Source organism: Phenylobacterium montanum, from assembly GCF_018135625.1.
In the GTDB taxonomy this organism is placed as follows: Bacteria; Pseudomonadota; Alphaproteobacteria; order Caulobacterales; family Caulobacteraceae; genus Poindextera; species Poindextera montana.
Genome location: NZ_CP073078.1, coordinates 3,747,699 through 3,766,714 on the forward strand (window position 1 = coordinate 3,747,699; position 19,016 = coordinate 3,766,714).

Below are 19,016 nucleotides of genomic sequence, written 5' to 3' on the forward strand. Positions count from 1 at the left end.
TCGAGTGATGATAGCAAGCCGCCAATTATCGCTCTAGGGTGCGCGATATACCTTCTTCTCATGCCCGCCAGACACCGGGACTTGGAGAGAAGGACAGCCCTATGAACATCGCCTCGAACGGGATTCGCATCCATGTCGAAGAGCAGGGCCAGGGCGAGTTGGCCCTCGTGTTCCTGCATTATTGGGGTGGCTCCTCGCGGACCTGGCGCCATGTGACCACAGTGCTCGCCTCGTCCTATCGCACTGTCGCGGTCGATCATCGCGGCTGGGGCAAGTCGGACGCGCCATCGGGCGGCTACGGTCTGGAGGACCTCGCCGCCGACGCCCTGGGCGTCATCGAGGCGCTGGACCTGAAGTCCTACATCCTGGTGGGCCACTCGATGGGCGGCAAGGTCGCCCAACTTCTGGCCTCGCGCCGCCCCATGGGCTTAGCCGGCGTGGTCCTGGTCGCCCCGTCGCCGCCCTCGCCGATGGCCCTGGATGGCGAAGCGCGCGAGCGGATGGCCAAAGCCTATTCCAGCCGCGTAGCGGTCGAAGCGACCCTCGATCACGTCCTGACGGCCAAGCCGCTAAGCGCGGCGGATCGCGAGCAGGTCATCGCCGACAGCCTGAACGGTTCGCCTCAGGCCAAGGCGGCCTGGCCGCGTTGGACCAGCCAGGAAGACATCGCCGGTCAGGTCGCCGCCATCAATGCGCCCACCCTGGTCATCGCAGGCGAACTGGACCGGGTCGACAGCGTCGAGACGCTCAAGGCCGAGTTGCTCCCGCTGATTCCCCAGGCCGTCCTGAAGGTCCTGCCCGGGACCGGTCACCTGTCGATGCTGGAATCGCCCCAGGCGGTCACCCAGTTGATCGAAGCCTTCGCCCGATCTCTGCGCGGTGCGACGTGTTCGATCGCCACCGCCTGAGGCCTTCACCCTCGGCCAACCAAACTCGAAACCTCAAGGAGAAACCACTATGGCCAAGTCCAAGCTGCTTTCGGCCGCCGCCATCATGGCGGCAGGCGCCGCCCTCGCGACCAGCCCTGCCCAGGCAAGCGGCCTAAAGCCGAGCGCGGTAAAGAATATCGTCCTCGTCCACGGCGCCTTCGCCGACGGGTCCGGCTGGAGGGCGGTTTCCGACATCCTGACCCAGGACGGCTACAAGGTCAGCATCGTCCAGCCGCCAGAGACCTCGCTCGAGGACGACATCGCCGCCACCAACCGCGTGCTGGACGCCCAGGACGGGCCCGCCGTCCTGGTCGGCCACAGCTATGGCGGGGCGATCATCACCGGCGCGGGCAACAACGCCCATGTGAAGAGCCTGGTCTATGTCGCCGCCTTCCAGCCCGACACCGGCGAGAGCATCGCCTCGCTCGGGGGCGGCAAGCCGCCGGCCGGCTCCCCGCTGAAGCCGTCGGCCGACGGCTTCCTCTACATCGATCCGGCCGTCTTCCACGCCGACTTCGCGGCCGACCTGCCCGCCGCCACGGCCAGCTTCATGGCCCGTTCGCAGGTTGGCCTGTCGGTGAAGGCTGCGACGGCCGGGGCTACGTCTCCCGCATGGAAGACCAAGCCCAGCTTCGCCGTGGTCGCCACTCAGGACCGCGCCATAAATCCCGATCTCGAAAGGTCGATGTACCAGCGCTCACACGCCGTGGTGATCGAACTTCCGTCCAGCCACGCGGTCTACATCTCCCACCCCGCCGAAGTCGCGACCCTCATCGAGAAGGCCGCGCAATGACGCTCGCAACGACGGGGCGCCGCCCACACTTCCGCGCCGCCCAGCCAAACACAGCAAAGGAACTTCCCATGTCTGCAACGCAGATCACCCGCATCCCGATCCTGCCACTGGGCATGGTCAACGCCCATATGATCCGAGCCGACCACGGCGTCGTCCTCGTCGACGCCGGCATTCCCGGCTCGGAAGCAAAGTTTGAACGCGCGCTCGCGCGCCAGGGCCTGAACTTCAAGGACGTCAAGCTGATCGTGGTCACCCATGCCCACACCGATCACGCGGGCGCCGCCGCCCGCCTGCGAGACCTGTCGGGCGCGCCTATCCTGGCGCACGAAGACGACGTCGATTTCTACACCCGCCGCAAGCCGATGACCTTCTGCCCTACCAGCGGGGTCGGCAGGCTGTTTCTGAAGACGCCCGTGCCGCACGAGCCCTATATCGGCTTTGATCCCGACATCATCATGACCAACGGCCAGACTGTCAGCCTCGCGGACTTCGGCGTCGACGGACTTGTTCGTCATACCGCCGGTCACACGCCAGGCTCCATCGCCGTCGAACTGACATCCCAAGATGCTCTGGTCGGCGATCTGATCGCCTCGGGGATTCTGATCGGCGGCATGGCCTTGACCGGCCGCGCCATCCGGCCGCCGTTCGAGGATGACCCGGGCACTGTCGCGCGGGAATTGGAACGCCTGGTCGATAGCGGCGCCAAGCGGTTCCATATGGGTCATGGCGGTCCCCTGGGACCGGCCGAAGTCCTGCGGCACGCCCGCCGACTTTCGAAGATCGCCCCAACGGCGCGCGGGAACGGCCACTGCGGTCATCATGGCCACTGAGGGGCGAAGGCGCGTCGCCGACTAGCGGAAGGCGTGCCTAAGATCCTACCCACTCATGCCCAAGAGCGGCTTTCTGGCACGAACTCGGGGTCCGATGGAGCCGCTCGCTGTCGGGGCGGTAGGATTCGAACCTCCACCCCTGCCCTCAAAGCAGAAGGGCCGCGGATATCTCCGCGGCCCCCTTCGACTGGACGGGTCCGAAACCCTACTGCGTGTAGTAGTCCCGGTATTCCTTGGCGTAGTAGCCGATGTCGCCATAGCCGGAGCGGGCCTGCTCCTTCATGTCGACCTGGGTCAGGGCTACGCCGCTGACCCGGGCGCCGGAGAACTGCAGCATCTTGATCGACTTCTCGACCGCCTGCTGGGCGGTGCGGCGCCAGCGGGCCAGGAGCAGGACCGTATCGCACTTGGGCGCGATCACCCGGGTGTCGGCCACGGCCAGCACCGGGGCGGTGTCCAGGATCACGATCTCGAAGCGCTGGCGCAGGTGCTGCAGCAGGCGCTCGAACGGCTGCCCGGAGAAGACATCGCGCGGCGAGGAGCCGCCCTCGGCCGAGGCGGTCAGGAAATAGGCGTTGGTAAGCTGGTCCTTGATCAGGCCGGCCTCGAGGCTGGCCGAGCCGTTCAGCACTTCCAGCAGGCCCGCCTTGGGATTGAGGCCCAGGTGCATGTTGATCGCGCGGCGTCGCAGGTCGCAGTCGACCACCACCACCGAGGCGCCGGCCATGGCGACAACCCGCGCCAGGCAGATCGAGGTGGTGCTCTTGCCTTCGCTGGGGAAGGAGGAGGTGATGGCGATCACCTGTGAGGTTTCGCCCCCGGCCTTGGAGGCGCCCAGCGCCGCGCGCAGGTTGCGGAAAGCCTCGGCATAGGCCGACAGCGGCCTTTCCACCACATAGTTGGTCGGTGACAGCCGGGCCTTGGCCAGGGTCTTGTCGTTGATGGTCGAGGCCAGCATCGGGATGGAGCCCAGGTCCGGCAGGTCGAACAGGCTTTCGACCTGGTCGGAGGTGAACAGCCGGTTCTCGAACATCTCCAAAAGCAGGATGGCGCCGAAGCCGATCGCGCAGGCGGCGATCAGACCCAGCGGGATGTTGAGGATCCACAGCGGCGACGACAGCTTTGTCGGGGTCTTGGCGCGCGAGATGATGCGGCTGTCCGACTGCTCGATGCCCTGCTGGGCGCTGGTCTGCTTAAAGCGGTCGAGGAAGGTCTGGTACAGGGTCCGCGCCGAGTCGGCGTTGCGCTCCAGTTCGGCCAGCTTGACGCTGGCGGCGTTGTTGGCGACCAGGGTGCCCTTGGACTGCGACAGGCTGCCCGCGATCGAGGCGGTGCGCTGGCGGGCCACCGAAACCTGCGCCTGCAGGTTCGAGATCACCCGTTTGATTTCCGACTGGATCTGGTTGTCGATATCGTTCAGCTGCTGCTTGGCGCGCAGCAGTTCGGGGTGGCGCGGCCCGTAGCGGGCTTCCAGGTCGGCGACCTGGCGGCTGACCTCGGCGCGCTGGGCGCGCAGCTGCTGCACCACCTGGGAGTTCAGCGCCTCGCCGACATCGTCGCCACTGCTGCCGTGGGCGAGCTGGCTTTGGGCGGTGTTCAGCCGGGCGGTGACCTCGGCCTCCTGGACGCGGGTGGCTGCCAGCTGGTTATTGAGGTTGGCGATTTCCTGCTCTGTCAGGCTGTTGCCCTCGGCGCTCAAGAGGCCGTTGGCGGCCTTGTAGCGCTCGACCGCGGCGTCGGCGGCGACCACCTGGTCGCGCAGGCCGGCCAGGCGCGAGTTCAGCCACTGATTGGCGCGCTCGGTGGCGTCGAACTTGGCGTCCAGCTGTTCCAAGAGGTATTTGTCGGCATAGGTGTTGGCGATCAGGGCCGCCTTTTGCGGCGTATCGGCGCGATAGCCGACGTCGATCACGTAGGTCAGGCCCTCGCGGGTGACCTTCAGATTCTTGAGGATCTTGTCGATCACCTTTTCATGGGCGACCTGCGCCTTCATGGCGGCGCTGGGCTCCTGTTTGCCGGTGATGGAGTCGATCAGGCTGTTGATGGCGCCGCTGATGGCCTGCTTGATCGGGCGCAGGAGGCCCGGTGGCCGGGCCTCGGCGTTGAAGAAGGGATCTCGGTCGAGGTTCAGCTGGGTGTCGACCTTTTCGGCCAGGTCGCGCGAGCCCAGCACCGCCACCTCGGTGTCGACGGTGAACGCGTCATTGGGCAGGTCGCCCATCACCTGCTGCTCGTTGACCACCATTTGCTTGTGCTGGTCGACGATCACGGTCGCGGTCCCCGTATAGAGCGGGAACCACAGTTGCATGGCGATGGTGACGGCGATGGCCAGGGCGAACACGGCCGCGGCCACGATGGTGAAGGTCGTCTGACGGCGCCGGAACAGCGCGATATATTTCTGCAGGTCCAGGGTCGGCGCGGCCGGCTTCACATTGTCCAGCAGTCCGGACAGGCTTTGCCTGGCGACGAGGCCTTCGGGCAGGTGCGTGTTCATACGTCGTGACTACTCCAGACCGACTGACCACGAGGTAAACGCCCTTAGGGTCTAGCCGTAGCCTATGCGCGCTACGGTGGGAAGCCGGCAATAGCTTACGTTAGCGAGCCGGGCGATCCGGCCCATGCTGCACAGGTCAGGTCCGACATTGTGCAACGCAACACGCATTAGCAGCATCGCCGGGTCAATTGAACCGTCCCGGCGGCAAGAACCGCGCCAGGGCGGGTACATTTCTGATGGAACGCACTACGCTGTAGCTGGTTTCTTCATTCCCGGCAGTTTATCAGGCGGGCGCCGGGGAGACAGACATCGGAGCTTTCATGTTCGCTGCGCCACGCGCCGACCTTGCCGCCAATACCCTCGCCTATGAAAACACCCCCCTGGTGAAGGCCACGGGCTTTCGCGAATACGACGCCCGCTGGCTGTTCGGGCCGGAAATCAATCTCTTGGGAATCCAGGCTCTTGGCCTGGGCCTCGGGACCTACATTCACGAGCTGGGCCAGTCGAAGATCGTGGTTGGCCACGACTTCCGCTCATACTCCCTGTCGATCAAGCAGGCCCTGACCCTGGGCCTTCTGGCCGCCGGCTGCGAGGTGCTGGACATCGGCCTGGCCCTGTCCCCCATGGCCTATTTCGCCCAGTTCGACCTGGACGCCCCGTGCGTGGCCATGGTCACGGCCAGCCACAACGAGAACGGCTGGACTGGCGTCAAAATGGGCGCCCAGCGCCCGCTGACCTTCGGCCCGGACGAAATGGGACGACTGCGGGACATCGTGCTGGCGGGCGCCTTCGTCGAGCGGCCGGGCGGCAAGCTGACCCGTGTCGATGGGGTGATGGAACGCTTCATCGCCGACGTCGCCGCGCGCCTGTCGCTGAAGCGGCCGCTGAAGGTGATCGCCGCCTGCGGAAACGGCACCGCCGGCGCCTTTGCGCCGGACGCCCTGCGCCGCATGGGCGTGGCCGAGCTGGTCGAGATGGACTGCGACCTCGACTGGAGCTTCCCCAAGTACAATCCCAATCCCGAAGATCACGTCATGCTCAAGGCCATGGCCGAAAAGGTGCGCGCCGAGGGCGCCGACCTGGCCCTGGGCTTCGACGGCGACGGCGACCGCTGCGGGGTGGTGGACGATGAGGGCGAGGAAATCTTCGCCGACAAGATCGGCCTGATGCTGGCCCGGGATCTGGCCCCCCTGCACCCGGGCGCCAAGTTCATCGTCGACGTCAAATCGACCGGCCTCTACGCCACCGACCCGATCCTTGCCGAGAACGGCTGCACCACGGTCTACTGGAAGACCGGCCACAGCTACATCAAGCGCAAGACCGCCGAGATCGGCGCCCTGGCCGGCTTCGAAAAGAGCGGCCACTTCTTCCTCGCAGGGGAACTCGGCCGCGGCTACGACTGCGGCCTGACCGCGGCGGCGGCGATCCTGGCCATGCTCGACCGCAATCCGGGCAAGAAGCTCAGCGACCTGAAGAAGGCCCTGCCCATCGCCTGGACCTCGCTGACCATGTCGCCTCACTGCGCCGACGAGGCCAAGTACGGCGTGGTGGACAAGGTCACCCAGGAATATCTCGCCCTGGCCGAGGCCAAGGGCCAGATCCTGGGCCGCGGCATCCGCGAGGTGATCACGGTCAACGGCGTGCGCGTGGCGCTGGAGGACGGCTCCTGGGTGTTGGTCCGCGCCTCCTCGAACAAACCCGAGGTGGTGGTGGTGGTCGAGAGCACCCGCAGCGAGGACGACATGCGCGCCCTGTTCCGCCAGGAGGTCAAGCCGCGCCTGGCCGCCCACCCCGAGATCGGCGCCTACAACCAGGAGATCTGAGGCCCGCATGAGCCAGAAAATTCGCAAGGCGGTGCTGCCGGTCGCCGGCCTGGGCACCCGGGTGCTGCCCGGGGCCAAGACGGTGGCCAAAGAACTGCTGAATGTGGTCGACCGTCCGATCATCTCCTATGCGGTGGCCGAGGCGCGGGCGGCGGGGATCGAGCACTTCGTCTTCGTCACCGGCCGCGGTAAGCAGGCCCTGGAGGACTATTTCGACCACCATGTCGAGATGGAGGCCCAGCTGAGGGCCAAGGGCAAGACCGAGATCCTGGACGAGATCCTGGCCGAGTTGCCCGAGCCCGGTCAGATGAGCTTTGTCCGCCAGATGCAGCCGCATGGCCTGGGCCACGCGGTCTGGTGCGCCCGCGACGTGGTCGGCGATGAGCCCTTCGCCGTGATCCTGCCGGACATGGTGATGGACGCCCAGCCGGCGGCCCTGGCCCAGGCGGTCAAGGCGCATGAAAAGGTCGGCGGCAACCTGATCGTGGTCGAGCCGGTGCCCGAGAGCGAAACCCATCGCTACGGCATCGTCGCCCTGGAGCCCGGCGAGGGACGCCTGCGCCGCATGACCGGCATGGTCGAAAAGCCGCCCCAGGGAACCGCCCCGTCGAACCTGATCGTCTCGGGCCGCTACATTCTGCAGCCGGAGATCTTCGAGATCCTGGAGACCCAGGAACGCGGCGCCGGCGGCGAGATCCAGCTGACCGACGCCATGGTCCGGCTGATGGCCGACCAGCCGTTCCACGCCCTCGACTACGAGGGGACCACCTATGACTGCGGCGACAAGATCGGCCTCTTGCGCGCCAACGTGGCCATGGCCCTGAAGCGCCCGGACCTCGGCGCCGCGGCGCGGGCGGCGGTGGAAGAGCTGTTGGGTCGGTAACCCTTCAAAGCAGGAGTCAATCGTGGAATCCATCCTCGTCGCCGGCGGGGCCGGCTATGTCGGCTCCCATGCCTGCAAGGCATTGGACCTGGCCGGCTATCAGCCCGTCACCCTGGACAACCTCGCCACCGGCCATGCCGACGCGGTGAAGTGGGGACCCTTCGTCCAGGCCGACATCCGCGACGCCGAGACCGTCCGGCGCACGGTGCGAGAGCATAACATCACCGCCGTGATGCACTTCGCCGCCTCGAGCCTGGTGGGCGAGTCGATGGTGAGGCCCGAGCTCTATTACGAGAACAACGTCATCGCGACCCTGCGCTTCCTCGAGGCGCTGACCGCCGAGGGGATCAGGCAGATCGTGTTCTCCTCCACCGCCGCCGTCTATGGCGCGGCCGAGGCCGAGCTGATCCCCGAGACCGCGCCCCTGGTCCCCACCAACACCTATGGCGAGACCAAGCGGGCGATCGAGGGCGCGCTTTCCTGGATGGCGCCGGTGCATGGCTTCAGCTGGGCGGCGCTGCGCTATTTCAACGCCGCCGGCGCCGACGAGGCGGCCGAGATCGGCGAGCGGCACGACCCCGAGACCCACCTGATTCCCAACCTGGTGCGCGCGACCCTGGGCACGGGCCCCGGCCTGAAGGTTTTCGGCACTGACTATCCGACCCCGGACGGCTCGTGCGTGCGCGACTATATCCACGTGGCCGACCTGGCCGACGCGCACCTGGCGGCGCTGGCCTGGCTGCGCGCCGGCCCCTCGGGTCAGGGCCGGCCGTTCAACCTCGGGACGGGCAAGGGGCTTTCGGTGCTGGAGGTCGTCAAGGCCGGCGAACGGGTGCTGGGCAAGACCCCGCCGCACGAACTGGCCGGGCGACGCGCCGGCGATCCGCCGCGGCTGGTGGCCGATCCGTCCGCGGCTCAGACGGCCTTCAATTGGCGCGCGACCCGATCGGACGCGGAAACCCTGATCCGCACGGCGGCTGCGTTCGAACGCACGCGGATGTGATGAACCTTCTCCCGCAAGGGGAAAAGGGAACTACTCCCGATCCAGAAAGTCCGTCCGCCAGCTGGTCTGGAAAGCCTCGGCGACCTCGGCAGTCTCGAAGCGCACGTGGTGGATCACCTCGGCGCCGGCCGGTTCGGCCCAATGGATGGTGAAGCCCTCGTCGTCGGCGAAGGTGCGGCTGTCCAGGAACCGGTGCAGGCTGCGCTTGAAGTCCGCGGAGGTCTCTGCGGGGGTCCTGATCTCGACATCCACGGCGCATCTCCTGTCGAAACAGAGGTCGCTTGGCGACGGGTTAGGCGGACTGCTGCGGCGATTTCGCACAGTCAGGCTGCCACAACTGGCGCATCTGGCAAGATCTGTGCCAGGGCCGAGTCGCAGTACGAGGATGATGCCTAGCAGCCGGGCGCCGCACGCCGCAAGTGTGCGGACTCTTCCGTTGTGACCCGTGGCGCAGGCGCCACGCCGGTCCGCTTCAGCGAGTCTCGCGAGGATCGAACCAGCTGCGAAACCGCTCGACCACGATCGGCGCCAGGGCGGCCAGGACGCCGCCGATATCCGCCTGCCCCGCCTCCACGGCCCAGGCGCGGTTCTGCGACGGAAGGACCCGCAGCAGCTCCAGCCCGACCGCGAACAGGGTCATGCCGAGGCCGACATGCATCAGCCTGGCGCGGGGCAGGGCGGCGCAGGCCATCACCGTGGCCACATAAAAAGCTGCGAAATGCTCCAGATGCCGGGAGAACAAAAGGCGCGGGACCCACCCCGCCGGCGCCAGGGCGGCGAAGCTGACCGCGACCAGGGAGATCAGGAATCCGAGCCGCGCGGCGACCGCCCAGGGGCCGTTGTCCGGGTAGTAGCTCAGGCGCTGCATCAGCGAGGCCCCATCCGGCGCATCACAGCCGCCGCCAGCCTGGCGGAGTGTGGAACGTCACCTGCCGGCGGCCGAAATCCAGCTCCACGGCGTTGAAGTGGCGCAACACGTCGACCCCCACCAGGATCGAGGGCCGGGTGGACAAGCCCCAGATGTCGAAGGTGTGCAGGTCGGCATAGACGGCGGAAAGGCCGGTCATCTTCAGGCCGCCGAGGCGCAGGCTGGGCAGGAGGCACAGGTCCCCCGGCGCAACCTGGCCGGTGGCGCTCAGGAGTTCGACCTTGAGCAGCTTGGCCACCTGGTCCGGCTTGTGCTCCAGCATCTGCTTGTAGAGGGCCAGATTGGCGACGGTGTTCTGCGAGCCGGAATCGAGGAAGGCGGTCACCGGCAGGCCGCCCACGTCGGCGTCGACGATGATCAATTGCCCGCCACGATAGCGGGCCGGCACCCGCACCCCATCGCTGGTGTCGTCGCTGGCGAAACTCGAGGAACCGCGCAGGCGGTCGCCTCGGGTCACGGAAACGCCGTCGTAGGAAGGCCCGATCTCCAGCCGGTCGTCGTGAAAGTTCAGCACCACGCGGCGGTCGCCGAAGACGTCGACGCCCAAGAGGCCCTGGACGCCCAGGCTGTCCGCCCCGAGCGTGGGCAGGCGCAGCCGCCGCGACGTGACCTCGCCGATGGTCAGGCGGTCGACCAGAACGACACGACTCTGCTCGGCGCCCAGTATGCCATGCACATCCTCCTCTCCCGCCGACGGCAGGGCGAGCGCTGCGGCGGTCTCGCTCGCCACCACCGACCGATTGGCGCCGGTGTCGACGACGAAGGTGAACGGGCCCTGGCGATTGAGCTCGACGCCCACCGACATGCGCCTGGCGGCGTCCTTGCCGGCCGCGATTAGCTCGGGCGAAGCGCCCTGGGGCAGGGGCGCCGGCGTGACTGGGGCGAGGTCCAGCATATTGACCTGAACCTGGACCTGCGCCGGGCGCGCCAGGACGGCGCCCCCGAGCAGGCTGGCGCCGGCTGCGGCCAGTACGCGCCGCCTATGCCACGACTGCTCCAGGGCTCGCCTCCTGTTTGCGGTCTTCGCCGCCCCTATGCTTTGAGTCGCAAGGATAGCGCCTTTTCCTGAGCAAAGAATAACCGCCCGCGGAGGACTCCGCGGGCGGTCGAGATTTTCGACCTCAGGACCAGGACGCCGCGAACGGCGCCTGGCTGAGGGGTTTGTCCAGCTTAGAAGCTGGTCGAGATGCGGCCGTAGAAGAAGCGGCCGACGAAATCATACGGACCGGCGATGCTGTTGCACTTACAGACCGCGTCGCTGTTCAGGAACGGCGGATCCTGGTCGGCGACATTGTCGATGCCCAGGGTCACGCGAGCCTTCTTCATGAAGCCGAAGTCACTGAAGGTATAGCTGGCGCTGATGTTGTTGTACCAGGTGTCCCCGATCTTGTTGCCCTCGGCGGGAGCCGAACCGTCGTTGTTGTGGGTCTGACCAATGTATTGGCCATCCCAGTGCGCGGTCCACGGACCCAAGTGATAGTCGACGGCGGCCGTACCCTTCCACCGGGGCTGAACGAACTCGGCGCTGGTGTTGAACGTTCCGGCGTAGTTGTTGTTGGTGCCGTCGGGGTTCTGAGTCGAGTGCTTCATGAGATTGCTGATCTGCAGGTCGAAGCGGAACGAGCCTGGGATCGGCAGCGTCAGATGGGCGGCCGCAGTGTCATAGTCGAATTGGTAGTCAATACCGCGCACCTTCTCCACCCCGAAGTTGACGTTCGGGCTGGTGATCTGGGTGATGCCGCCAGTAGCGGGGTTACGTGAGATCAGATTGCAGTAGAACTGGTTCTGAGCTGGGCCGTAGCAACCGTTGACCACTACGTCCGGCTGATTGCCGCCGAATCCACCGGTCAGGATCGCGTTGCTGATCCGGATATCATAGTAGTCGATGCTGAAGCTAAAGCCTTCGACCCATCGCGGGGTAAATACCACGCCGAGAGCGTACTGCTCCGAGAGTTCGGGCTTCAGCTTCGGATTGCCACCTTCCAGGACCTGTTGCTGGGTCGCCGATCCCTCGTCGTACGCAGGCTGGAAGTTGGTCACCTTACCGGTTCCGTCGAGGGCACCAGTTACGCCGGCCAGCGCCTTGGCACAGTTGGAGCCTGCGCTAAGCACGCCAACGCCGATGTTCGAGTTGCCACTTGATGCGCCGAACGCGGAGCCACGGCTATCGCAAGGATCGCCATCGACCGGGAGGTCGCTGACGAAGTTGCCACCAAACAGTTCCGCGGTCGATGGCGCCCGGAAACCGGTCGAATAAGAGGCGCGGAAGCGGATGTCGCGGTCGACCTTATATTCGATCCCAACCTTATTGGTGAAGGCAGCGCCGAAGTTGGTGTAGTTATCGTAACGGGCGCTGGGGGTTAGGGTCAGGGACTCGATGAACGGCAGGTCCTTCAGCACCGGGATGTTCAGCTCGCCAAACACCGAGGCCACGTTGAAGCCGCCAGCAGTCGGGGCCGAGGCGTTGGGACCCCAGCCCTGTTGAACGATGTCGCTAGGCGTATTGCTCAGGAATTCTTGGCGGATCTCCCCACCGATCGATCCCTTCAGCTCGCCGGCAGGCAAGTCCCAGATCGGGCCGCTGATATTGGCGTAGCCATAGCTTTCCCGTGCATACGAAAGATCGATATTGTTGAAGGTCGCATAGGCGAGTTGGGCCGGTGTGAAGATATTGTTCGGGCCGCCGAGCCAGTTCGGCATTGTCACCGGAACCGTGCTCGCGGTGCCGTCGATCAAGGTGCCGGGTTTGCAACCGCCAGGAACGTCAACGCAGGCGATCTGGCCGGACAGCTGAGCGATGTGGTTGAAGTTACCTTCATTCAGCGTATCGGCACGGTTATAGTTCTCCTGGAACACATAGCCGGCTTCCCAGTCGTACTTGTCGAACAAAGTCCCCTCGAATCCGGCGCGGACGCGATAGGTCTGAGAGTTCTGACGATAGGTCCGCGGACCGAACTGGTTTGGGGTGAGGTAGAAGAAGTGATTGTCGCTGGCGGCAGGGGCCGCGAAGCCCGCGCTGGTAAACACCGAGTCCGGCAGCTGGAAGCCCGGCCATAGCACGTTGGAGGTGCCCGGCTGGACCGTTGAAATATTGTCGCCCAGCAGCGGCTCGGGACGCAGCGCTTGGTTCGAATCACGGTTGGTAAAGAACCCGTCCATGATGAAGCGTAGATTGTCAGTCAGGTTATAGTGGGCGTTGAAGCTGATCTGCTTGCGGTCGAGCCCGCCGGTCAGAGCGTTCCAGTCGTTGCGACCGGCGTTCATCTTGACCTTGCCGACGTTCGGTAGGTACAGCAGCGACGGGTCGATGGCACCCCAATTCACCGTGCCGTCATGTTTGTTGAGCTGCTGACCATTAGCCCACACTAGGCTACCGGATTCTTCCTGCAGGATGTCCAGCTGGCTTCGGTAGGCCGATCCACCTTCAGCTGGACTGCCGATATGCGGATCGATGGCCCAGTCGCGCTGCCATTGACCAATCGAATCTCGATGGTCCCAGTTCAGGCTGACCATCACGTTGCCGCGGTCGCTGTTGACGCCGATGGCGCCGCCGACGCTGTACACGGCACCGTCACCGTGGCCGCTCTCCCCATAGGAGGCGTCCATTTGCATGCCGCTGAAGTTCTTCTTGGTGATGATGTTGATCACGCCGCCGATGGCGTCGGCACCGTAGATCGACGAAGCGCCATCACGCAGCACCTCCAGGCGATCCACCATGCTGAGGGGTACGGAGTTCAAGTCGGGGGTAGACAGCGAACCGGAATAGACCGGCACCGTGCGCTGCCCGTCAATCAGCACAAGAGCACGCGCCGGGCCGAGGTTGCGCAGGCTAACTTCCGATAGGCCGACGCCGCCGTTGTTGCTGGCGTTGGACAAGCCGCCGGTGAAGTCGGCGCCGGTCATGTGCTGCAGCACTTCTTCGACCGAATCGGCCTTGGTCAGCGAAATCGAGGCGCTGGTGGCGACCGAGATCGGGCTGGCGCTGGTGGCGTTGCTCGCCCCCTTGATGCGCGTGCCGGTGACGATGATTTCGTTCGTGGTCTGAGCCGCCGCGGCGCCTTGGGCGGCCGGCGCCGTCTGCGCCGATGCGGCCGAAGCGGACAGCGCGATCGCCCCGCAAAGCACCGTAGACGCGAGCAGTGCCGCTCGCGTGGTGTTGATCTTCATATGTAGGCCCCTCCGAGGGTACGCCGGCCCGAATGTCCGCCGGCGCTTTCAACTATGATGTGTCTCGGCCCATGGTTCGGGCGCGATTGGGCCGGGAGAGTAGAAATTTGGCCTGGACGGTCAATGCTCGCAGGCCGCGCCGATGCAGATCATTACCTGCATGTCACTTTCGCGACACAGTGCCTTCGAACTTGGAAAATCCTGCCTCGCCTTGCCCTCGATCTCGTCATATTAGGGCGGAAACGGTCGTCCTTTCGCCATTATGAGCGCTATCGATGCCCGAACCTGAGCGGCTGTAGCCATGAATGGAGCGTTTTGATGGCCCGACTTCGGCATTTTTGTCTGGCGATGGCCGGCGTGGCGGGCGGATCCGCGATTCTGCTTGCCGCGCCTGGGGCCGGCGCCGCTGGTGCAGACCGTGCCCAGGTGCTGAAATCGCTGGTCGACTGCCGGGGTATTGCGGACAGCGCCGCGCGCCTCGCCTGCTACGACAAGGCGGCGGCGGATATCGACAAGGCCGAGGCCGGCGGCGACATCGTGGTGGTGGACCGCCAGCAGGCCCGGGCCGCCCGCCGCCAGGCCTTCGGCTTCAACCTGCCGACCCTGTCGATCTTCGACAAGGCGGCGACCAAGGAGGAACTGAACGCCATTGATGGCAAGGTCGCCTCGGCCGGCCATGACGCGACCGGCCGCTGGGTGATCTCCCTGGAGGACGGATCGGTCTGGCATGAGATCGGCGACCAGGAGCCGAACCTCGACCCGCGCCCGGGCAAGGCGGCTCATATCAGCCGCGGCTCCCTGGGTAGCTATTTCATCAAGATCGACGGCGTCTCGACCCGGGTGAAGCGGGACCAATAGCCGGCTTCAGTCCTCCGCCGCCCGCGGCTTGCGCTGACCAAATCGTCGCCCGGGCCGGGGTTCGCCCTTGGCCTTGGCGGTGATCTCCTTGAGCTTGACCGCCTGCAGCATCGACAGCGGCTGGGCCGGCGCGCCCTTGTCCGGGTCGGCGAAGGCGCGGCCGTAGGTCTTCACCCGGTCCTCGACTGAGCCCAGGAACTCGCCTTCCCATTCGCTCAACTCGACCCCGGCGCGCGCGGCCAGCCGCCGGGCCTTGCGCAGTGCGTTCAGCGCCGCGCGCTTGGCCTTTTCTCTATGATCTGGAAGCTTGGACTTCACAGACCCCCGATCGCCGACAGATAGAGGTCGATCAGCGCCTCTTCCTCCTGGCGCTTGGCCTTGTCCTGCTTGCGCATGCGTACGACCTTGCGCAGCACCTTGGTGTCGAAGCCGTTGCCCTTGGCCTCGGCATAGACCTCCTTCAGGTCGTTCTGCACCGCGGCCTTGTCCTCCTCCAGCCGCTCGATGCGCTCGATGATGCTCTTCAGCTGGCTCTGGGCCGTGGCGTTGAGGACGTCGATTTCGGAGGAATCATCGGCCATGGGAGGTGCGGTCTTTCACTGTAGAGGTGGTCCAAAGAGCGGCGGACCCTAGAGGGTTTTTTTGGCGGCGGGAATTGCGGCGAAGGCGAAAATTTCAGAGCAGGCCATGGGCTTCGAGCGCGGGGCGCAAGGCGGCCGGGTCGGCGAAGTGGTGAGTCGCAAAACCCATCGCCGCGGCGCTCTCGATGTTGGCCGCGCTGTCGTCGACGAACAAAAGGCTCTCGGCCGGGCGGCCGATCCGCTCCAGCGCCAGGGCGAACAGGCGCGGGTCGGGCTTGATGAGGCCGTGCTCGCCCGAGACCACGATCACCGCCAGATGCCGGAAGGCCGGGTCCATGGCAAAAGTGCCTGGCGCGGTCTCGACGCTCATGTTGGTCAGGCCGAACTGGGGCACGCCACGCGCCGCTAGGGCTTCGATGGCCCCCGTCGTCTCGGCGACCGGGCCGGAGAACATCTCCCACCAGCGGTCGTTCCAGGCGGCGATGGTCTCGGCGTGTTCGGGAAACTGCGCCGCCAGCAGGGCCACGCCCTCGGCCATCGGCCGGCCGCGGTCGTGCTCGATGTGCCACGCTGGGGTGCAGACCTCGGCCAGGAAGCGCTCACGCTCGGCCGAGTCAGGGAATATCTTGGAATAGAGGGTGCGCGGATCCCAACGCACGATCACATTGCCGACGTCCCACAGGACGCCGGTCGGACGCTTGCTCACCAAAGCCCGAGGGCCTGGATCAGCCCTGCTTGGCCTTGAAGCGCGGGTCGGTCTTGTTGATCACGTAGACGCGGCCCTTGCGACGCACCAGCTTGCAATCGCGGTGGCGGGTCTTGAGCGACTTGAGCGAGCTGCGAACCTTCATGGCGGTCTCTTCGGCGGCGGGTGCGGGGCGGCGCGCCCACCTCCCGTGTGAATTGGAGCGCGGGCGTATAGGCGGCTTGGGCTTCGGAGTCAATTCCGCGCGCGAATTCCTTGACCGGTAAAGGGCGAAACCCGGTTTCGCAACCGCCGGCAAGTCTCTAGATTCAACCGCATGGACCGGCGCATGTTCCTGTTGCTCACCCTGGCCGGCGCGGCCGACCCTGGCGGGCTTCCCCCGCCGCTGGGGCCTGCGCCCACAGCGCCGGACACCCGCATCAACGCCCCGGACCCCACTGGCGACAGCGCCTTCGACGCCTGGCGGTCACAGTTCATGGTCCGCGCCCTGGCCGAGGGCCTGCCGGTCGACGTGCTGGCCCGCGAGTTCGAGGGCCTGACGCCCGACCCCCGCATCCGCGCCCTGGAGACGCGCCAGCCGGAATTCTCCAAGCCGCTCGGCGACTATGTGCGCGGAATCGTCACCGAGGATCGGGTCGAGACCGGCCGGCGCAAGCTGGCGGAGCTCTCCTGGCTGCCCGAGGTCGAGCGCCGCTACGGCGTGCCGGCCGAGATCCTTCTGGCCATATGGGCGGTGGAGACCAGCTTCGGCCAGATCCAGGGGGACTATGACGCCCTGCGCTCCCTGGCCACTCTGGCCGCCAGCGGCCGCCGCGCCGACTGGGCCGAGACACAGCTTCTGGCGGTGTTCCAGATCATCGCCGACGGCGACGCCACCCGCGCGCAGCTCCGCGGCTCGTGGACCGGCGCCCTTGGCCAGCCCCAGTTCGAGCCGACGCAATATCTCTCCACCGCGGTGCATCTGAGCGGCGACGGCCGGCCGGACATCTGGACCTCGGCCGAGGATTCCCTGGCCTCGGCGGCCAATCTGCTGGCCAAGGCCGGCTGGAAGCCGGGCGAGCTGTGGGCGCGGGAGATGACCCTGCCCGAGGGTTTCGACTACGGCTTGGCCGAAGGGCCGGCCCAGCCGCTGGAGGCGTGGGCCAAGCTCGGTCTGCGAACGACCGACGGCGCGGCCTGGAGCAAGGCGGACGCGGCCGAAAACGCGGTGTTGCTGGTCCCGGTGGGCGCCAAGGGGCCGGCCTTCCTGGCCCTGCCGAACCATTTCGTCATCCGGGCCTACAACAACGCCCTGGCCTACGCCCTGGCCGTGGGCCTCCTGGCCGACCGCATCGCCGGCCGCGCCCCGGTGCTGGCGGCCTGGCCGCCCGAGACGCCCCTGTCCCTGGCCGACCGCAGCGACGCCCAGACCGCCCTGGCTCGCCTCGGCTTCGACGCCGGCGCCGCCGACGGCCTGATCGGCGCCCGCACCCGCGCTGCGCTCCGGGCCTGGCAAAAGGCCCGCGGCCTGCCGGCGGACGGCTATCTGTCGATCGAGCTGGTGCAACGGCTACGGGCCGAGGCGGGGGCTTCGGCCCCTGCGCCCCCGGCTTAAGCGCTTCCCGCCTCTTCGCTCTTTTCCAGGATCGAGATGGTCGCCTCGTCCTCGCTGGTGGCGGCTTCGCCGGCGCGGCGCAGGGCGCCGTTGGAATAGGCGAACACCGCCAGGCCGACGAGCACGGCCGCACAGAGCAGGAAGGGCGCCGGCGGGACCATTTCGTATAGCTTCACGAACAGGGGCGCGAGCACGACATTGACCCCGTTGACCGCCGCGATCGCCCCGGCGGCGCGGGCCTGGTCCTCCTGCGGCACGGACAGAGACGCCCCGGCGGTGAAGCCGGGCCGGGCGAAGCTGAAGCCCAGGCTGCACAGGGTGTAGGCCAGGACCACGGTCCAGTAGTCCGGGGCGAAGGCGGTGATCAGATTGCCCGCCGCGGCCAGGCAGACACCCCAGCGCAACAGGTGGCGCGGGCTCATGCGGAACATGCGGATCAGGCCCCACTGGGCCAGAAGCCCGGCGATGGCGCCCATCATCATGGCCATGCGGATATAGTTCAGCGCCGCCGACGGGCTCTCGTGGGTCTTGTCGATGATCAAAAAGCCCAGGGTCTGGCCCATGGCCGTCTGGCAGACCGCGACCAGGAAGCCGTAGGCCAGGAACGGGACCAGCCGCGGGTCGCGCCAGAGGGCCTGGGGCTTCATCGGTGGGACGGGGTCCAACGCAAGGTGCGCGGGCTCCTTTCCCTTGGGTGGCGGCGCTCGCCGCTCCTCCGGCAGCCAGCGCACCACCGCCGCCAGCATGGCTACGGCCATCAGGGCGAAGGCCAGCATGGGGCCGGCCAGACCCACAATGGGCAGGACGAACAGGGTGGCGATCAGGGGGCCGATGATGGTGCCGAGGCCGAAGGCGCCGGCGAGCGTCGACATCCACTGGGTGCGCTCCTCGCGCGTGGTGCGCTCGGCCACATAGGCCTGGGTCGCCGGGTTGGCGGCAGAGCCGAACAGGCCGAACTGGGCCCGCGCCAGAAGGAAAAAGACGAAGATGACCATGGGCGTCGCCAGGTGGCGAAGCCCGGCGCCGACCACGACGCTGCACAGCACCATGGACAGGGCGAAGCCGGCGAGGCCCAAGAGAATCAAGGGTTTGCGCCCGTGTCGGTCCGACGCCCTGGCCCAGATCGGCGAGCTGATCGCCCACAAAAGCGCCGACAGCGAGAAGATCGCCGCCACCATTGGGTCGGGTATGCCGATGGTGCGGCCGATCGCCGGCAGCACCGACTGCATGCCGGTATTGCCGACCGCGGTGATCACCGAGACGCAGAACAGGATGGCGAACGAGCGCGAGCGGACCTGGCCGTCGATCGACCCCGCCTCCGTAGCCGTTCCTCCCTGCGCCCCCGGCGGGAGCGTACTCGGCCTGTTCATGCCCTTGGCGCCATGATCCGCAGATACCCGCGCAAGCCGCACGTCGCAAACGCGGAA

At 66.6% G+C, this 19,016-nt stretch carries 18 protein-coding genes; 8 read left to right on the forward strand and 10 right to left on the reverse strand.

Features of this window, described 5'->3' with window-relative positions:
- Positions 1-101: 101 nt before the first annotated feature.
- From KCG34_RS16965 to KCG34_RS16975, 3 genes are all read left to right on the forward strand, one after another.
- Positions 102-908, forward strand: a complete 807-nt coding sequence (locus KCG34_RS16965) for an alpha/beta fold hydrolase (RefSeq protein ID WP_211936808.1) — start codon at positions 102-104, stop codon at positions 906-908.
- A gap of 49 nt (positions 909-957) precedes the next feature.
- Positions 958-1,722, forward strand: coding sequence for an alpha/beta fold hydrolase (locus KCG34_RS16970; protein WP_211936809.1), 765 nt, complete (start codon positions 958-960; stop codon positions 1,720-1,722).
- Between the two features lie 68 nt (positions 1,723-1,790).
- Complete coding sequence (locus KCG34_RS16975) at positions 1,791-2,552, forward strand: MBL fold metallo-hydrolase (protein WP_211936810.1); 762 nt, start codon at positions 1,791-1,793, stop codon at positions 2,550-2,552.
- Between the two features lie 205 nt (positions 2,553-2,757).
- On the opposite strand, the gene KCG34_RS16980 is transcribed toward KCG34_RS16975, so the two are convergent.
- On the reverse strand, positions 2,758-5,046 hold the full coding sequence (locus KCG34_RS16980; protein ID WP_211936811.1) for a GumC family protein: 2,289 nt from the start codon (positions 5,044-5,046) through the stop codon (positions 2,758-2,760).
- A gap of 320 nt (positions 5,047-5,366) precedes the next feature.
- Between KCG34_RS16980 and KCG34_RS16985 the strand changes: the two genes are divergently transcribed.
- From KCG34_RS16985 to galE, 3 genes are read left to right on the forward strand one after another with little or no spacing between them, the layout of a single operon-like run.
- Positions 5,367-6,869 (forward strand): phosphomannomutase/phosphoglucomutase, encoded by a 1,503-nt coding sequence (locus tag KCG34_RS16985; RefSeq protein ID WP_211936812.1) that lies wholly within the window; start codon positions 5,367-5,369, stop codon positions 6,867-6,869.
- A gap of 7 nt (positions 6,870-6,876) precedes the next feature.
- Complete coding sequence (locus tag KCG34_RS16990; protein WP_211936813.1) at positions 6,877-7,752, forward strand: UTP--glucose-1-phosphate uridylyltransferase; 876 nt, start codon at positions 6,877-6,879, stop codon at positions 7,750-7,752.
- Between the two features lie 22 nt (positions 7,753-7,774).
- Positions 7,775-8,755 carry a UDP-glucose 4-epimerase GalE gene (gene galE, locus KCG34_RS16995; RefSeq protein ID WP_249138059.1) on the forward strand — a complete coding sequence of 327 codons (981 nt, stop codon included), beginning with the start codon at positions 7,775-7,777 and terminating at the stop codon, positions 8,753-8,755.
- A gap of 30 nt (positions 8,756-8,785) precedes the next feature.
- On the opposite strand, the gene KCG34_RS17000 is transcribed toward galE, so the two are convergent.
- The 4 genes from KCG34_RS17000 to KCG34_RS17015 all read right to left on the reverse strand — a co-directional run bounded on the left by KCG34_RS17000 (position 8,786) and on the right by KCG34_RS17015 (position 13,850).
- Positions 8,786-9,007 (reverse strand): hypothetical protein, encoded by a 222-nt coding sequence (locus KCG34_RS17000; RefSeq protein WP_211936814.1) that lies wholly within the window; start codon positions 9,005-9,007, stop codon positions 8,786-8,788.
- A 220-nt stretch (positions 9,008-9,227) separates the two neighbouring features.
- The gene (locus tag KCG34_RS17005) at positions 9,228-9,623 is read right to left on the reverse strand and encodes a hypothetical protein (RefSeq protein ID WP_211936815.1); all 396 of its coding nucleotides are present in this window, start codon (positions 9,621-9,623) and stop codon (positions 9,228-9,230) included.
- A gap of 22 nt (positions 9,624-9,645) precedes the next feature.
- Entirely contained in the window at positions 9,646-10,578 is a 933-nt protein-coding gene (locus KCG34_RS17010; RefSeq protein ID WP_211936816.1) for an aspartyl protease family protein, read from the reverse strand.
- Positions 10,579-10,853: 275 nt separating this feature from the next.
- The gene (locus tag KCG34_RS17015) at positions 10,854-13,850 is read right to left on the reverse strand and encodes a TonB-dependent receptor domain-containing protein (protein WP_211936817.1); all 2,997 of its coding nucleotides are present in this window, start codon (positions 13,848-13,850) and stop codon (positions 10,854-10,856) included.
- Positions 13,851-13,973: 123 nt separating this feature from the next.
- Between KCG34_RS17015 and KCG34_RS17020 the strand changes: the two genes are divergently transcribed.
- Positions 13,974-14,708, forward strand: coding sequence for a hypothetical protein (locus tag KCG34_RS17020; RefSeq protein WP_211936818.1), 735 nt, complete (start codon positions 13,974-13,976; stop codon positions 14,706-14,708).
- Between the two features lie 6 nt (positions 14,709-14,714).
- On the opposite strand, the gene KCG34_RS17025 is transcribed toward KCG34_RS17020, so the two are convergent.
- From KCG34_RS17025 to ykgO, 4 genes are all read right to left on the reverse strand, one after another.
- A complete protein-coding gene (locus KCG34_RS17025; RefSeq protein WP_211936819.1) occupies positions 14,715-15,026 on the reverse strand; it encodes a hypothetical protein in 312 nt (103 codons plus the stop codon).
- Entirely contained in the window at positions 15,023-15,289 is a 267-nt protein-coding gene (gapR, locus tag KCG34_RS17030) for a nucleoid-associated protein GapR (RefSeq protein ID WP_211936820.1), read from the reverse strand. The genes KCG34_RS17025 and gapR overlap by 4 nt, the downstream gene beginning before the upstream one ends.
- A 94-nt stretch (positions 15,290-15,383) precedes the next feature.
- Entirely contained in the window at positions 15,384-15,995 is a 612-nt protein-coding gene (locus KCG34_RS17035) for an HAD family hydrolase (protein WP_367576005.1), read from the reverse strand.
- Positions 15,996-16,014: 19 nt separating this feature from the next.
- On the reverse strand, positions 16,015-16,140 hold the full coding sequence (gene ykgO / locus KCG34_RS17040) for a type B 50S ribosomal protein L36 (RefSeq protein ID WP_012523667.1): 126 nt from the start codon (positions 16,138-16,140) through the stop codon (positions 16,015-16,017).
- 183 nt (positions 16,141-16,323) lie between these two features.
- Between ykgO and KCG34_RS17045 the strand changes: the two genes are divergently transcribed.
- Entirely contained in the window at positions 16,324-17,589 is a 1,266-nt protein-coding gene (locus KCG34_RS17045) for a lytic murein transglycosylase (RefSeq protein WP_367576006.1), read from the forward strand.
- On the opposite strand, the gene KCG34_RS17050 is transcribed toward KCG34_RS17045, so the two are convergent.
- Entirely contained in the window at positions 17,586-18,959 is a 1,374-nt protein-coding gene (locus KCG34_RS17050; RefSeq protein ID WP_211936823.1) for an MFS transporter, read from the reverse strand. The two genes, KCG34_RS17045 and KCG34_RS17050, sit on opposite strands and share 4 nt — an antisense overlap.
- Positions 18,960-19,016: the final 57 nt, after the last annotated feature.

Excerpts from the sequence above, each read along its gene's own strand:
- KCG34_RS17005 (WP_211936815.1), bottom strand. The coding sequence starts at position 9,623 with ATGCAGCGCCTGAGCTACTACCCGGACAACGGCCCCTGGGCGGTCGCC.
- KCG34_RS17015 (WP_211936817.1), bottom strand. The coding sequence starts at position 13,850 with ATGAAGATCAACACCACGCGAGCGGCACTGCTCGCGTCTACGGTGCTT.
- KCG34_RS16965 (WP_211936808.1), top strand. The coding sequence starts at position 102 with ATGAACATCGCCTCGAACGGGATTCGCATCCATGTCGAAGAGCAGGGC.
- gapR (WP_211936820.1), bottom strand. The coding sequence starts at position 15,289 with ATGGCCGATGATTCCTCCGAAATCGACGTCCTCAACGCCACGGCCCAG.
- KCG34_RS17050 (WP_211936823.1), bottom strand. The coding sequence starts at position 18,959 with ATGAACAGGCCGAGTACGCTCCCGCCGGGGGCGCAGGGAGGAACGGCT.
- KCG34_RS17045 (WP_367576006.1), top strand. The coding sequence starts at position 16,324 with ATGTTCCTGTTGCTCACCCTGGCCGGCGCGGCCGACCCTGGCGGGCTT.
- KCG34_RS17010 (WP_211936816.1), bottom strand. The coding sequence starts at position 10,578 with ATGCTGGACCTCGCCCCAGTCACGCCGGCGCCCCTGCCCCAGGGCGCT.
- KCG34_RS17020 (WP_211936818.1), top strand. The coding sequence starts at position 13,974 with ATGCTCGCAGGCCGCGCCGATGCAGATCATTACCTGCATGTCACTTTC.
- ykgO (WP_012523667.1), bottom strand. The coding sequence starts at position 16,140 with ATGAAGGTTCGCAGCTCGCTCAAGTCGCTCAAGACCCGCCACCGCGAT.
- KCG34_RS16980 (WP_211936811.1), bottom strand. The coding sequence starts at position 5,046 with ATGAACACGCACCTGCCCGAAGGCCTCGTCGCCAGGCAAAGCCTGTCC.
- KCG34_RS16990 (WP_211936813.1), top strand. The coding sequence starts at position 6,877 with ATGAGCCAGAAAATTCGCAAGGCGGTGCTGCCGGTCGCCGGCCTGGGC.
- KCG34_RS16975 (WP_211936810.1), top strand. The coding sequence starts at position 1,791 with ATGTCTGCAACGCAGATCACCCGCATCCCGATCCTGCCACTGGGCATG.
- KCG34_RS16970 (WP_211936809.1), top strand. The coding sequence starts at position 958 with ATGGCCAAGTCCAAGCTGCTTTCGGCCGCCGCCATCATGGCGGCAGGC.
- KCG34_RS16985 (WP_211936812.1), top strand. The coding sequence starts at position 5,367 with ATGTTCGCTGCGCCACGCGCCGACCTTGCCGCCAATACCCTCGCCTAT.